Raw genomic sequence first — 13,431 nt, forward strand, 5'->3', positions numbered from 1 at the left:
CTCAATGACGAGGCACCCGCCACCATCCAGACCATCACCGAACGCTTGCGAGACCGTGCTCAGGCGGTCAGCGAAGCGGCTGAGAATGGTGCCACGGCTGATTTCCCTTCGCCCGCTCCAGCGACTTCCAAATCATTGGAAGTCCTCGCAAAACCGTCGAAACGACGGTCCAGCACCACGATCGTCTCCACTGAGCGTCTACACAATGACGCCGGTCGCAGTGCCTCAAGCCCTCGTAAATGCTCGGGAAATCGTCGTCAGGTCTCACGGCGCGACCCGATCACCGCAAGGTGGTCGAGGTTGAGCGCCGGGAACCGGACAGCGTTCAGCGCCTCAGCCAACGCCTTCGGTTGATACCCACTCCCATAGTTGTCGGCGACTGCGGTGCCCTTGCCATCAGTCGTCCACCCGCCGAGCAGCAGCGCGATATCACGATCAATCTTCGCCTCACGCAACCCATCGCGGAAGTTGTGGCGAAATGAGTGGAAGCAGGTGAGGGGAGCGGCTGCACCGGCGTTTTCGAGAAAGCGCGAAAACCACCGCGATATGGCCGTAGAGCGGTAGCCCAGATGCCCGAATGGAAGCTCAGGGAACAGGTTCGTTTCACCGCATAGCCGCTGAGATTCAGCGAACACCAAAAATCCGCACCGGATCAGTTCGTCGTGAACCGGCACGCTACGCTCGCTGGCGTTCGTCTTCACGCGCTTCTCGTCGCCAGTCTGGCTGAGCCCGGAAGCCACGCGGAAGCACGGGATGCCGTCGATCGCTCGAATGTCGGAAACCTCAAGCTGACAAATCTCATTGAGGCGCAGGCCGCTGAACAGCGCGATCAACGGCACCCAAAATCGAGCGCGTCGAGGGCGCTGATCGCCGGGGACGGCGTAGCCGTTCGCGTCGTCTCGACACCCGGTGTAAATCGGCGCGTCGAAGATGCGGCGAAGCTGTTCGATCGAGAACGGGTTGCGCTTGTCGCGCTTCTTCACAGGGTCGCGGAGCTTCAGCCCTTTGAGCGGATTGCGATCGAGGTAGCCCTCGTTCATCGCCCAGTTCATCACACCGCCGAACCGATTGATGTAGGCGTTCAGATTCGCGGTGCTGATTACGCGGCGCTCACCCTTCTCCTTGGCGGCAGCGATCACCTCAGTGATCGTCAGGTCTGGGAAGCGCTGATGCGCGCTCTTCGGCATCTCGCGTAGGAGGGCAACGAAATCGCGACAGCCTTCGCGGGTGATCTCGGCGAGCGGAGTGCCCTCGCCAAATACCTCAATGACCCATTTCCGAGTCGTGGCATGGGCGATCTGCGTGCGCTTGCTCCATTGATGTTTCGGGTCGGCGATGAAGCGATCGTAGACATCGCCAATGGTGCGAGTGTTTGATGGCGAGGGTGGCGCTGGCGGCTGCGGATCAGCCGGAACCAGCGGGGTCGAGCGCGATGGATCGCTAACCGGCGTGGCGAGCAGCACGGGATCGATGACGCTCCCGGTCGAGCAACGCACCTTCTCGAACTCTGCTTCGACATCAGCGGCGACCCGATGGATGCGCCGGAGCGCCATCCCATAACTGTCAGTGTCCAGAGACCGCCAGATTTCAGATTGCGCCATTACCGTCACGAGGTCGGTCGGCACCCGTCGTCGGTAATGGAAGATGCCACGCTTCGAGCAGAGCCCAATCGGTCGATTGTGGAGACGCCTTGTGTAGACGACCTGACGACGATTTCCCGAGCATTTACGAGGGCTTGAGGCACTGCGACCGGCGTCATTGTGTAGACGCTCAGTGGAGACGATCGTGGTGCTGGACCGTCGTTTCGACGGTTTTGCGAGGACTTCCAATGATTTGGAAGTCGCTGGAGCGGGCGAAGGGATTCGAACCCTCGACCCCAACCTTGGCAAGGTTGTGCTCTACCCCTGAGCTACGCCCGCTCTGGCGCCGTGGGCCGAAAGCGGACGCTTCGGCCGGGTGAGGCGGCGCCACTAGCACCCACCCCCATGGGCCGCAACCCCCCTGTTGCCTGCGTTACACTTTTTTTCCCGCCACGGGTGCGACGTTGACCGCGCCGGCCCGCGACTCTACCCCACCGCCATGACCGCCCCCACGATTTTGCTCGTCGAGGACGATCCGTCGCTGCGGATGCTGACGGCGCGGGCGTTGCAGGAAAACGGTTTTTCGGTGCGCCCGGCCTCCGCCGCGCCGGAAATGTGGCTGGCGCTCGATTCGGGGCCGGTCGACCTCGTGCTGCTCGACATCATGCTGCCGGGCACCAGCGGGATCGACCTGTGCCGGTCGCTCCGCCAGAAAAGCGACGTGCCGATCATCTTCATGTCGGCGCGCGCGAGTGAGACGGACCGCGTCGTCGGGCTGGAACTGGGCGCGGACGATTACATCGCCAAGCCGTTCGGAACGCGCGAGTTGGTGGCGCGGGTGCGCGCGGTGCTGCGCCGCCCGGCGCTGGACCGGCGCGCGGGCGCCAGCGACCAGGGGATGCTGACGTTCGACGGCTGGACGGTGAACCTGCCGCGCCGCGAATTGACCAGCCCGACCGGCGCGATCGTCGACCTGACGGGCGCGGAGTTCGACCTGCTGGTGGTGCTGGCCGATCATGCGCAGCGCGTGATCGCGCGCGAGCGGCTGATCGAGCTGTCGCGCACACGGCTGGGCGACAGTTCGGACCGGTCGATCGACGTGCTGGTCAGCCGCTTGCGCCGCAAGCTGGGCAGCGCCGGCGCGCCCGCGCCGATCGTCACCGTGCGCGGCGTCGGCTATATGCTCAACGCGCCGGTGGAGCGCCGTTGACCTTCCTGCGCCGGCCCGCGATCGGGCTGCTGGGGCAGGTCGTCGCCATCCTGCTGCTCACGCTCATCATCGAATTCGGCGCCAGTACCCTGCTGTACGAGCGCGCCAGCCGGTTCGCGGTGCGCGACGACGAGGCGCACCGGCTGGCCGAACATCTGGTCATCAGCCGCCGCCTGCTGGACGAGCGCCGGCCCGAACAGCGGCCCGGCATGGCGCAGGAGCTGACCACCGACCGCTACGCGCTGCAATGGACCGGATCGTTGCCGCCGCCCGGGCGGTTCGCGCCGACGCTGGACGAAACGCGCCGCCAGATCGTCGAATGGGAACCGTCGTTGCGCGGGTCGGACCTGCGGGTGCAGTTGCAATCGCCCGGGCGCAGTTCCGTCGTCACCGGCGGGTTGCGGCTGGCGGACGGCAGCTGGCTGCATTTCCGCACGCTGGAGCCGGTGGCGCAGATCAACCTGGCGTTCGAGCGGATCGCGCTGGCGATGGTGCCGGCGATCGCGCTGATGCTGCTGGGGGGATTGCTGCTGCGGCGCGTGCTGTTGCCGCTCAGGCGGCTGGCGGCGGCGGCGGACGAGGTCGGGCATGGCGATGTCGTGCCGGTGGCGGAGGACGGGCCGGGCGAGGTGCGCCGCGTGATCGTCGCGTTCAACCGGATGCAGGATCGCATCCAGGCGCTGATCGCGGGGCGGACGCAGGCGCTGGCGGCGGTCGGCCACGACCTGCGCACGCCCCTGGCGCGGCTGCACCTGCGGATCGAGGCGCTGGACCAGGACGAGCTGCGCGCGGCGATCGCGCGCGACGTGGAGGAGATGGAGGGGATGATAACCTCGCTCCTCGCCTTCCTGGGCGGCGATGCCGATCCCGAGGCGCCCGCCGCGGTCGACCTGGCGGTGCTGTGCGCGACGATCGCCGACGATGCGCAGGATCGCGGGCGCGACGCGGACTATCGCGGGCCGGACCATTTCGAATGGCGCGTGCGGCGGCTGGGGTTCAAGCGCGCTCTGGTCAACCTGGTCGACAATGCGCTGCACTACGGCGATCGCGCGACCATCGCGCTGCTACCCGGCGGTGAGACGGTGACGATCCGCGTCGAGGACGACGGCCCCGGCATCCCCGACGACGAATTGGAACATGTGCTGGAACCGTTTGTGCGGCTGGACCCGGCGCGCGGGCGCGACACGCCGGGGTTCGGGCTGGGCCTGCCGATCGTCCAGCTGGCGGTCGCGCTGGAGGGGGGCACGCTGTCGCTGGCGAACCGCGCGCAGGGCGGGCTGCGCGCGGAAATCACCCTGCCGCATACCGGGCGCGTCCAGCATCTGTGACCCCGATCGTGCCGGGCGGGAAACGAAACAACACAAACCCGCCGGACGTCAGCAAATGGCGGCCGTTAACGACTGGACGGTTCATCACAGGAGTGATCGCCGTGAACGACGTCCTCGGCCGGGTCTTCAGTTTCGAGAAGCAGGTCTACCCCAACGCGCGCGATCTCTATTCGCGTCTCGCCACCCATGGGCAAAGCCCCAAGGTGCTGATCGTCAGCTGCTCCGATTCGCGCGTCGTGCCCGAACATATCATGCAGGCCGAGCCGGGCGACCTGTTCGTGTGCCGCAACGCCGGGAACATCGTGCCGTCGTACGGGACGATGAACGGCGGCGTGATCTCGACGGTCGAATATGCGGTCGCGGCGCTGGGCGTCACCGACATCGTGGTGTGCGGCCATTCGGACTGCGGCGCGATGAAGGCGCTGATGAACCCTGAGATGGTCGCCAGCATGCCCAATGTCGCCAGCTGGCTGCGCCACAGCCATGCGGCGTGCGAGGTGGTGAAGACCTCCTACCCCGATCTCGACGATCAGGCGGCGGTGCGTGCCGCCAGCCTGGAGAATGTCGTGGTGCAGCTGGCGCATCTGCGCACCCACCCGGCGGTGGCGGCGAAGATCGCGCGCGGCGACCTGTCGCTGCACGGCTGGTTCGTCGACATCCACGAAGGCAATATCCTGGCGGTGGACGGCACCACCGGGCGTTTCGCCCCGGCGCGCGCCGACCGGCCGCTGCCGGTCTATCTGGCCGCGTCGCAGCGGCTGGCCGCCGACTTCATCGCCGAGGCGGCGGAGTGATGGCCAGCATCGCACCCCAGGCCGCTCCCGCCGCCGCCGATCCCGGCCGTCCCGGCGTCTCCGTTCCCAGCGTCAAATTCCTCGGCCGTGACCTCACCGCCTCGATCGTCGTCTTCCTGGTCGCCATGCCGTTGTGCATGGGGATCGCCATCGCCTCCGGCGTGCCCGCCGAAAAGGGGCTGATCACCGGTATCATCGGCGGGATCGTCGTCGGCGCGCTGGCCGGATCGCCACTGCAGGTCAGCGGCCCGGCCGCCGGGCTGGCGGTGATCGTCTACGAACTGGTGCGCGACCAGGGGCTGAGCGCGCTCGGCCCGATCCTGGTGCTGGCGGGGCTGGTGCAGGTCGCGGCCGGCGTGTTCCGGCTGGGCGGCTGGTTCAAGGCGATCTCGCCCGCGGTCGTCCACGGGATGCTCGCGGGGATCGGCGTGCTGATCGTCGTCGGGCAGTTCCACGTCCTGTTCGATCACCGCCCGCTGCCCAGCGGGTTGCAGAACCTGGCGGCGATGCCCGGCCGGATGCTGGGCCTGTCGGCGACCAACTGGCAGGCGACCGAATTCGCCTTCGCGATCGCGCTGGTCACGATCGCGGCGATGCTGGGGTGGGAGAAGTTCCGCCCCGCCGCGCTGCGGCTGATGCCGGGCGCGCTGGTCGGCGTCGTCGCGGGCACGCTGCTGTCGCTGGTGCTGGGCGTCGATATCGCGCGCGTCACCGTGCCCGATTCGATCGTCGGCGCGATCACCCCGCCGACCGCCGAATCGTTCGCGCGCTGGCTCGACCCGGCGATCCTGGCGTCGGCGGTGGCGATCGCGTTCATCGCCTCGGCCGAGACGTTGCTGTCCGCCGCGGCGGTCGACAAGATGCATGACGGCGTGCGCACCGACTATAACAAGGAATTGCGCGCGCAGGGCATCGGCAACCTGTTGTGCGGGTTCGCCGGGTCGCTGCCGATGACCGGGGTGATCGTGCGCAGTTCCGCCAACGTGCAGGCGGGCGCGATCACGCGGCTGTCGGCGATCCTGCACGGCGTGTGGATCCTGGCGTTCGTCGCAGCGCTGCCGTTCGTGCTGACGCAGATCCCGATGGCGGCGCTGGGCGCGATCCTGGTGGTGACGGGCTGGCGGCTGGTCAGCCTGAAGCATGCCACGCACCTGTTCCGCGACTATGGCGTGCTGCCGGTGGTCATCTGGGGCGCGACGCTGGCGATGGTGGTGGCGACCGACCTGCTGACCGGCGTGCTGGTCGGCATCGGCCTGACCATGCTGGAACTGGTGCCGCACCTGCGCCGCCTGCGGCTCAGGGTGTTCGAGGCGAGCGAGGGCGATGCCCATTCGATCACGCTGGACGGCACCGCCACGTTCGTGACGCTGCCCAAGCTGAGCGACACGCTGGACCGCGTGCCGCACGGTACGCCGGTGCGCATCGACGCCTCGCGGCTCGATGCGGTCGATCACACCAGCGCGGAGATGCTGCGCGACTGGTTCCAGCGCCGCCGCGCGTCGGGAACGCGGGTGGAGATCACCGGGGCGCGTGGCAGGATCGCCACACTCGCCGAGGGAACCCGCGATCAGAAATAGTTTGACACGGAATGGAAACATTTCCGAAAGTATTACTGCTTTACGTCGGGAGGGTGGCTTAGCGGCTGCCCTCCCGTCTTCGTGACGGGGGAGAGCGGACGCAGGACACGTGCAGGAGGAGCCTCTGTCGAAAGGGAGGTTCCACATGAAATACGCATTCCTTATCCCCGCGGCCCTGCTGGGCCTGTCCGCCGTGCCCGCCGCGGCGCAGGATACCGCACCGCCCAAGCCGGTGACCGTGTCCGGCTCGGTCGGTCTGGTTAGCGACTATCGCTTCCGCGGCGTATCGCAGTCCGACGAAAACCTGGCGGTGCAGGGCGGCTTCACGATCGCGCACGAAAGCGGCGTGTACATCGGTACCTGGGGGTCGAACCTGGCCGGCTGGGGCACGTTCGGCGGCGCCAACATGGAACTGGACCTGATCGCCGGGTTCAAGCTGCCGGTCGGCGGCGGCACGCTGGACGTCGGCGCGACCTGGTACATGTACCCGGGCGGGTTCGACAACACCGACTTCATCGAACCCTACGTCAAGCTGTCGGGCACCGCCGGACCGGTGAACCTGACCGCAGGCGTCGCCTATGCCCCCAAGCAGGAGGCGCTGGGCGCGTGGTACACCAACGGCACGTCGGCGGCCGCCGGCGTCTATGACAAGCCCGGCGCGACTGGCGACAACCTGTACGTGTGGGGCGATGCCGCGGCGGCCATCCCCGACACCGGGCTGACCGCCAAGGCGCACGTCGGCTATTCGAGCGGCAACAAGGGCCTCGGCCCGTTCGCGACCAGCGTGGCGCCGACCGGCGAATATGCCGACTGGCTGCTGGGCGTCGATTACGCCATCCCCACCACGCCGCTGACGCTGGGCGTCGCCTATGTCGACACCAACATCTCCGACCGGGAAGCCGCCTATCTCCAGCCCAGCTTCAGCAAGGGGCAGGACGGCGTCGGGTCGATCGCCAACGGCAAGGTCGTCGTGTCGCTGACCGCCGCCTTCTGATCGGCGCCTTCTGATCGGCCCCTTCTGATCGGGGCGATCGCAGAAAAGCGGGCGGGGCGGGGGTTTGTATCCCCCGCCCCGTTCCCACATAAGGGCGCATCACCATTGAGGAGCGCCCATTGGCCACGCTAGGAATGTCGCCGGCAGAGAAGGAAGCGGTGCAAAGCTTCCGTGCCGAGGTCGTCGAACCGTCGATGACCAAGCTGGTCGTCATCGATTTCTGGGCCGAATGGTGCGGGCCGTGCAAGGCGCTGACCCCGGTGCTGGAAAAGGTCGCCGCCGAATACGCCGACAAGGGCGTCGTGCTGGCCAAGATCGACACCGACAAGAACCAGTTCATCGCCGCGCAATTCCAGATCCGCTCGATCCCCACCGTCTATGCGATGTTCCAGGGGCAGCTGGTCGCCGACCTGACCAGCGCGCGCACCGAATCGCAGCTGCGCACGATGCTGGACCAGCTGCTACGGCAATTGCCGATCGAGGGCGAGGCGCAGGCGCAGGACGCCGAGCTGGAGCCGTTGATCGCGATGGGCGAGGAGGTGCTGGCCGCGGGCGATGCGGCGCGCGCGCTGTCGATCTTCGACCAGCTGGCCGAAATGGCGCCCGATCACCACGCCGTGCTGTCGGGCCGGATTCGCGCACTGGTCGCCGCCGGGGAGGTCGATGCGGCCGAGGCGGCGATCGCCGCGCTGCCCGACGACGTGGCGAAACTGCCCGATATCGAGCGTGCCCGGTCGGCGCTGTCGCTGGCGCGATCGGCGCCGGCGGTGGACGATCTGGCGCCGCTGGAGGCCGCCGTCGCGGCCAACCCCGACGATTTTCAGGCGCGCTACGACCTGGCCAATGCGCGCATGGTCGCGGGCGACCGCGACGGCGCGGCGGAAGGCTTCCTGTCGATCGTCGCGGCCGAGCGCGACTGGAACGAGGGCGCGGCCCGCCAGCAGCTGCTCAAGCTGTTCGAGGTGGTCGGGCTGGAGGATCCGTGGGTGTCGGCGCAACGCCGCAAGCTGTCGGCCATCCTGTTCGGATGAGCGCCGCGCGATGAGCAAGGTGACGCGCCTGTCGATCTTCCCGCTGCCCGGGGCGCTGCTGTTCCCCGGGCTGCACCTGCCGCTGCACATCTTCGAGCCGCGCTATCGCGCGATGGTGTCCGACGCGATGGCGCGCGACCGGCGGATCGCGATGATCCAGCCGCGCCCCGACAGCACCGATCGCGATCGCCCCGCCCTGTTTGACATCGGCTGCGTCGGGCGCATCGCCGAGGTGGAGGCGATGGACGACGGGCGCTACAACCTGATCCTCGAAGGGCTGTCGCTGTTCCGCGTCGGGCATGAGATCGACGTCACGACGCCGTTCCGGCAGGTCGAGGGCATCCTGATGCCCGTCGCCCCCGACGAAACGCTGGCGCTGGGAGCGCGGTCGTCGCTGGAGCTGGAATCGCGCCGCTTCGCCGAGGCGCAGGGCTATGCCGTCGACTGGGATGCGGTGGGGCGGCTCGACGACACTAGCCTGGTCAACGGCATCGCGCAGATCGCGCCGTTCGACGTCGCCGCCAAGCAGGCGCTGCTGGAAGCGCCCGGCATCGCCGCGCGGGCGGAGTTGCTGGTGCAGCTGATGCAGTTCTTCGGCCGCCACGACGGCGAGGATCGGGTGACGTTGCAGTGACCGCGCCGATCGACCCGTGGCTGCTGGAACGGCTGGTCTGCCCCGCCACGCGCACCCCGCTGCGCTACGACGTGGAGCGCGGCGAACTGGTGTCGGACGCGGCGCGTGTTGCGTATCCGGTGCGCGACGGGGTTCCGGTGCTGCTGGTCGAGGAAGCGCGGGCGTTCGAATAAGCCGGACGATGCAAGGGGGGGCGCTTCGCGTCGCCCCGGCGCTCAGCCCACCAGTCGCGGATAGGCGGCGCGGAAGGCGGCGACCTTCGGCTTGTCCCAGCGGACGATATAGGGGTGGGTCGGGTTCCGGCGGAAGAAATCCTGGTGGTATGCCTCGGCCGGATAGAACGCCCCGCCCTCGATCCGCGTCACGATCGGCGCGGGGAAGGCGCGCGCGCGCCCCAGCTGCGCGATATACGCGGCGGCGACCGCGCGCTGCTGCGGCGATTGCGGGAAGATCGCGGAGCGATAGCTGGTGCCCTGGTCCGGCCCCTGCCGGTTCAGCTGCGTCGGATCGTGCGCGATCGAGAAATAGACGCGCAGCAGCGTCGCATAGCTGATGACGCGCGGGTCGTAGACGATCCGCACCGCTTCGGCATGGCGGGTCGTCTCGCTGCTGACGGCGGCGTAATTGGCGGTCGCGCGCGTACCGCCGGCATAGCCCGCGGTGACCGAGCGGACGCCCTTCAGCTGTTCGAACACCGCCTCCATCCCCCAGAAGCAGCCGCCGGCCAGCACCGCCACCTGCGCCCCGTTGCCGGGCGGCACGTCCTGCGCGGCGGCGGGAAGGGGAATGGCGCGTTCGGCCTGCGCACTGCCGCAGGCGGCAAGCGAGAGCGTCGCGGCGAGGGATAGGGTGCGCAGCATCGTCATCGCACCGATATGGGAAGCGCGGCTGCGTCCCGCCAGTCGTTCAGCGGGTCGCGTGGATCGCGGCGGGGGCGGGCGCGGTCTTGGCGTGCGCGTCGACCACATGCACCGCGCCCATGCCCAGCGTCCCGATCAGGAAGCCGCCGGCGAACTGCCATGCGAAGCGGGACTTGAGAAGGCGGGTCATATGTCGTCTTTCTTCGTCTTTTCGGCCGTCTGCGCGGCGGGATCGAACCTGCGGCGACCGTTCGGCGCGGGGCCGGCGGATCGTCCGTGGTCGCTTATGGCCGGGACGGGATGAACCGGGGCTGGAACGCCCGTTCATCTGGCATTGATGTAGCGCAGCCGCCACCGGGCGGACAGCCCGGCGGCGGAAAGTCAGCGTTTCGAAACGCGTATCGTCAGCGCAGCGCGGCGCACGCCGTCTGGATGCGGGTGCACGCCTCGGTCAGCAGCGCCTCCGACGTGGCGTAGCTGATGCGCATCGCCGGCGACAGGCCGAACGCGACGCCCTGCACCGCGGCGACGCGCGCGTCGTCGAGCAGATAGGCCACGAAATCGCTGTCGCTCTCGATGCGCTTGCCGCCCGGCGTCGTCTTGCCGATCACGCCCGCGACGTCGGGATAGACGTAGAAGGCGCCCTCGGGTTTCGGGCAGGTTATCCCGTCCGCGGCGTTGAGCATCGACACCACCAGGTCGCGGCGCGTCTGAAACGCGGCGGCGCGGTCCTTCAGGAACGACTGGTCGCCGGTCAGCGCCGCCACCGCCGCCGCCTGCGCGATCGAGCAGGGGTTGGACGTCGACTGCGACTGCAGCTTGGCCATCGCCTTGATCAGCCACGGCGCACCGGCCGCGAAGCCGATCCGCCAGCCGGTCATCGCATAGGCCTTGGAACAGCCGTTGACCGTCAGCGTCCGCTCGTACAGCGACGGGCACACCTGCGCGATCGTGGCAAATTCGAAATCGTCGTAGACGATATGCTCGTACATATCGTCGGCGAAGATCCACACGTGCGGGTGGCGTTCCAGCACCGCGCCCAGCGCCTTCAGCTCGTCCACCGAATAGGCCGCGCCGGTCGGGTTGGACGGCGAATTCAGGATCACCCACTTGGTACGCGGGGTGATCGCCGCCTCCAGCATCGCGGGCGTCAGCTTGTAGTTGTATTCGGCGCCCGCGGGCACGATCACCGGCACCGCGCCGGCGAACTGGACGACGTCCGGGTAGCTGACCCAATAGGGCGCGGGCACGATCACCTCGTCGCCCGCGTCCAGCGTCGCGACCAGTGCGTTGAACAGCGTGTGCTTGCCGCCGACGTTCACCGTCACCTGCGCGGGCGTATAGTCGAGCGCATTGTCGCGGCGGAACTTGGCGACGATCGCGTCCTTCAGCTCGGCGGTGCCGTCGACGTTGGTATATTTGGTCTTTCCGTCGCGGATCGCCTGGATCGCGGCCTCCTTGACGAAATCGGGCGTGTCGAAATCCGGCTCGCCCGCGCCCAGCCCGATGACATCGACGCCGGCACGCTTCAGCTCCAGCACGCGGCTGGTGATCGCCAGCGTGGGGGAGGGGTTGATGCGGTCGAGCGCGGCGGAGGTCTTCATGAAAGGCGCCTTCGATGGAAAATTGCGTGCGCGCCTATGCGACGTATGCGATCATTGTGCAACCGCGAGCACGGCCGGCATCAACCCGCGCAGGGCATTGCCCAGCTGGAACCCGCCCGCCAGATCGGCAACCGTCACGTCGCCCTCCACCGCAACGCCGCTCTCGATCAGCTGCGCGCGCAGCACCCCGGGCAGCAGATCGGGGCCGCGCGGCGTCACCAGCACACCGTCGCGCAAGGCGAACAGCGAGGTGAAGCTGCCCTCCGTCACCAGCCCGCGATCGTCGACGAACACCACCTCGTCCGCGCCCGACGCGCGGCGCGCGGCGTCGTAGAAGCCGCGGTCGCTGGTCTTGTGCCGCAGCCGCAGGTCGCGCGGCGGGACCGGCAGCGGCACCATTGCGACGCGCAGCGGCGCGGCGGGCGGCGCGGGCATCGGCGCCACCTCGATCGCGATCGCGCCCGATCGTGCCAGCAGCAGCCGGATGCGCATCGCGTCGCGCAGCCGGAAGGTCGCGGCCTGAAGCTCGTTGCGGGCGGCGTGGCGATCGAAGGTGAAGCCGAGCGCCGCGGCGCTGGCGCGCATCCGTTCCAGATGCCGCTCGATCAGGACGATGCCCTCCATCGGATCGAACGCCATCGTCTCGATCAGGTCGAACGCCGCGCATCCGCCGGCCAGGAACGCGCCCTTGGCCAGCGCCTCGTCCCATTCGGCCTCGGCGCGCGAATCGGCGACGATCCCGCCGCCCAGCCCGATCGTCGCGTGATCCGCGCCATCGGGAATCGTCAGCGTGCGGATCGCGACGTTGAACATCGCATCGTGCCCGCCGCGGTCGATCCGGCCGATCGCGCCGGTATAGGCACCGCGCGGACTGCCCCGCTCCAGCTCGGCGATCGCCTGCATCGCGCGCACCTTCGGGGCGCCGGTGATCGACCCGCACGGGAACAGCGCGCCCAGCACGTCCAGCGCGTCGCGATCCGGCGCCAGATCGGCGGTGACGGTGGAGGTCATCTGATGGACGGTCGGATAGCGTTCCACCGTGAACAGTTCGGGCACCGCGACGCTGCCCGCCACCGCGACGCGCGCCAGGTCGTTGCGCATCAGGTCGACGATCATCAGGTTTTCGGCGCGCTGCTTGGCGCTGGCGGCCAGCGCGGCGGCGGCGTGGGCGTCCGCGGTGGGATCGGCATGGCGGCGCGCGGTGCCCTTCATCGGGCGGCAGCTGAGCCGGCCGCGGTCGAGCGCGACGAACAATTCGGGGGAAAAGGACAGCAGCGTCTCCCGCCCCGTCGCCACCACCGCGCCCCAGCCCGCCGCCCCGGCGGCGCGCAGCCGGGCATAGAGCGCCAGCGGATCGCCCGCGACGCGCGCCTGCGCGCGGAACGTCAGATTGACCTGATACAGGTCGCCCGCCGCGATCAGATCGCGCGCGCGGTCGAACATCGCGCGATAGGCGGCGTAGGACGGCGCCGGCACGGGCGGCTCGATGATCGCGCCGGCCGGATCGGGCAGCCAGGCGGGGACGTCCTCGACCGTCCGCCACCCGTCGAACAGCGCGAACCACGCCAGCGGGGTGGGCGACGGCGCGACCGGCCCCGCCGCCGGCTCGAACGCGGCGCCCGCCTCGTACGACAGGAACCCGGCCGCATCGAGCGTGCCGTCCGCGCTCGCCGCGCGCACCGCCGCCATGACGTCGCGCACCTCCTGCGCGCTCCATGCCTCCAGCACGCGCACCGGCCGGGTGTAGAGCCGCGCGGGCACACCGCCCGGGCGCGCATCGTCGAGGAGGATGAAGGGGGCTAGGGGTGACGTCACCCGA

At 68.8% G+C, this 13,431-nt stretch carries 14 protein-coding genes and 1 tRNA gene; 9 read left to right on the plus strand and 6 right to left on the minus strand.

Translation table 11 applies throughout. The features are described from left to right. Positions 1-354 (plus strand): hypothetical protein (locus tag COA07_RS18780; protein WP_342747669.1); only part of this gene is annotated, 354 nt, incomplete at its 5' end. On the opposite strand, the gene COA07_RS13330 is transcribed toward COA07_RS18780, so the two are convergent. Continuing rightward, positions 258-1,889, minus strand: coding sequence for a DUF6538 domain-containing protein (locus COA07_RS13330; RefSeq protein ID WP_342747670.1), 1,632 nt, complete (start codon positions 1,887-1,889; stop codon positions 258-260). The two genes, COA07_RS18780 and COA07_RS13330, sit on opposite strands and share 97 nt — an antisense overlap. After that, a tRNA-Gly gene (locus COA07_RS13335) sits at positions 1,845-1,919 on the minus strand. Before COA07_RS13335 ends, COA07_RS13330 begins: the two co-directional genes overlap by 45 nt. Before the next feature lie 160 nt (positions 1,920-2,079). On the opposite strand from COA07_RS13335, the gene COA07_RS13340 reads away from it, so the two are divergent. The 8 genes from COA07_RS13340 to COA07_RS13375 all read left to right on the plus strand — a co-directional run bounded on the left by COA07_RS13340 (position 2,080) and on the right by COA07_RS13375 (position 9,321). After that, on the plus strand, positions 2,080-2,790 hold the full coding sequence (locus COA07_RS13340; protein WP_066487501.1) for a response regulator: 711 nt from the start codon (positions 2,080-2,082) through the stop codon (positions 2,788-2,790). Then, a complete protein-coding gene (locus COA07_RS13345; RefSeq protein ID WP_066710972.1) occupies positions 2,787-4,118 on the plus strand; it encodes an ATP-binding protein in 1,332 nt (443 codons plus the stop codon). Before COA07_RS13340 ends, COA07_RS13345 begins: the two co-directional genes overlap by 4 nt. Before the next feature lie 101 nt (positions 4,119-4,219). Next, positions 4,220-4,912 carry a carbonic anhydrase gene (locus COA07_RS13350; RefSeq protein WP_066710975.1) on the plus strand — a complete coding sequence of 231 codons (693 nt, stop codon included), beginning with the start codon at positions 4,220-4,222 and terminating at the stop codon, positions 4,910-4,912. Next, positions 4,912-6,489 carry a SulP family inorganic anion transporter gene (locus COA07_RS13355; RefSeq protein ID WP_066710970.1) on the plus strand — a complete coding sequence of 526 codons (1,578 nt, stop codon included), beginning with the start codon at positions 4,912-4,914 and terminating at the stop codon, positions 6,487-6,489. Before COA07_RS13350 ends, COA07_RS13355 begins: the two co-directional genes overlap by 1 nt. Positions 6,490-6,634: 145 nt before the next feature. Continuing rightward, positions 6,635-7,483 carry a TorF family putative porin gene (locus COA07_RS13360; RefSeq protein ID WP_066710969.1) on the plus strand — a complete coding sequence of 283 codons (849 nt, stop codon included), beginning with the start codon at positions 6,635-6,637 and terminating at the stop codon, positions 7,481-7,483. Between the two features lie 134 nt (positions 7,484-7,617). Continuing rightward, positions 7,618-8,514: a tetratricopeptide repeat protein gene (locus COA07_RS13365; RefSeq protein ID WP_066710967.1), complete on the plus strand. Its 897-nt coding sequence runs from the start codon at positions 7,618-7,620 to the stop codon at positions 8,512-8,514. A 10-nt stretch (positions 8,515-8,524) separates the two neighbouring features. After that, the gene (locus COA07_RS13370) at positions 8,525-9,148 is read left to right on the plus strand and encodes an LON peptidase substrate-binding domain-containing protein (protein ID WP_066710966.1); all 624 of its coding nucleotides are present in this window, start codon (positions 8,525-8,527) and stop codon (positions 9,146-9,148) included. Beyond that, positions 9,145-9,321, plus strand: a complete 177-nt coding sequence (locus tag COA07_RS13375; protein ID WP_083956856.1) for a Trm112 family protein — start codon at positions 9,145-9,147, stop codon at positions 9,319-9,321. Before COA07_RS13370 ends, COA07_RS13375 begins: the two co-directional genes overlap by 4 nt. A 42-nt stretch (positions 9,322-9,363) precedes the next feature. Here COA07_RS13375 and msrA read toward each other — a convergent pair whose 3' ends face one another. The 4 genes from msrA to pabB all read right to left on the minus strand — a co-directional run bounded on the left by msrA (position 9,364) and on the right by pabB (position 13,427). Further along, on the minus strand, positions 9,364-10,008 hold the full coding sequence (gene msrA, locus COA07_RS13380; protein ID WP_066710973.1) for a peptide-methionine (S)-S-oxide reductase MsrA: 645 nt from the start codon (positions 10,006-10,008) through the stop codon (positions 9,364-9,366). Between the two features lie 46 nt (positions 10,009-10,054). Beyond that, on the minus strand, positions 10,055-10,198 hold the full coding sequence (locus COA07_RS18345) for a hypothetical protein (protein WP_157085224.1): 144 nt from the start codon (positions 10,196-10,198) through the stop codon (positions 10,055-10,057). Positions 10,199-10,412: 214 nt separating this feature from the next. Continuing rightward, a complete protein-coding gene (locus COA07_RS13385; protein ID WP_066710964.1) occupies positions 10,413-11,612 on the minus strand; it encodes a pyridoxal phosphate-dependent aminotransferase in 1,200 nt (399 codons plus the stop codon). Between the two features lie 51 nt (positions 11,613-11,663). Continuing rightward, positions 11,664-13,427 carry an aminodeoxychorismate synthase component I gene (gene pabB, locus COA07_RS13390; RefSeq protein WP_096641252.1) on the minus strand — a complete coding sequence of 588 codons (1,764 nt, stop codon included), beginning with the start codon at positions 13,425-13,427 and terminating at the stop codon, positions 11,664-11,666. Positions 13,428-13,431: the final 4 nt, after the last annotated feature.

The organism is Sphingomonas adhaesiva, assembly GCF_002374855.1.
In the GTDB taxonomy this organism is placed as follows: Bacteria; Pseudomonadota; Alphaproteobacteria; order Sphingomonadales; family Sphingomonadaceae; genus Sphingomonas; species Sphingomonas adhaesiva.

Excerpts from the sequence above, each read along its gene's own strand:
- COA07_RS13340 (WP_066487501.1), top strand. The coding sequence starts at position 2,080 with ATGACCGCCCCCACGATTTTGCTCGTCGAGGACGATCCGTCGCTGCGG.
- COA07_RS13365 (WP_066710967.1), top strand. The coding sequence starts at position 7,618 with ATGTCGCCGGCAGAGAAGGAAGCGGTGCAAAGCTTCCGTGCCGAGGTC.
- COA07_RS13370 (WP_066710966.1), top strand. The coding sequence starts at position 8,525 with ATGAGCAAGGTGACGCGCCTGTCGATCTTCCCGCTGCCCGGGGCGCTG.
- COA07_RS13385 (WP_066710964.1), bottom strand. The coding sequence starts at position 11,612 with ATGAAGACCTCCGCCGCGCTCGACCGCATCAACCCCTCCCCCACGCTG.
- COA07_RS18345 (WP_157085224.1), bottom strand. The coding sequence starts at position 10,198 with ATGACCCGCCTTCTCAAGTCCCGCTTCGCATGGCAGTTCGCCGGCGGC.
- COA07_RS13355 (WP_066710970.1), top strand. The coding sequence starts at position 4,912 with ATGGCCAGCATCGCACCCCAGGCCGCTCCCGCCGCCGCCGATCCCGGC.
- COA07_RS13360 (WP_066710969.1), top strand. The coding sequence starts at position 6,635 with ATGAAATACGCATTCCTTATCCCCGCGGCCCTGCTGGGCCTGTCCGCC.
- msrA (WP_066710973.1), bottom strand. The coding sequence starts at position 10,008 with ATGCTGCGCACCCTATCCCTCGCCGCGACGCTCTCGCTTGCCGCCTGC.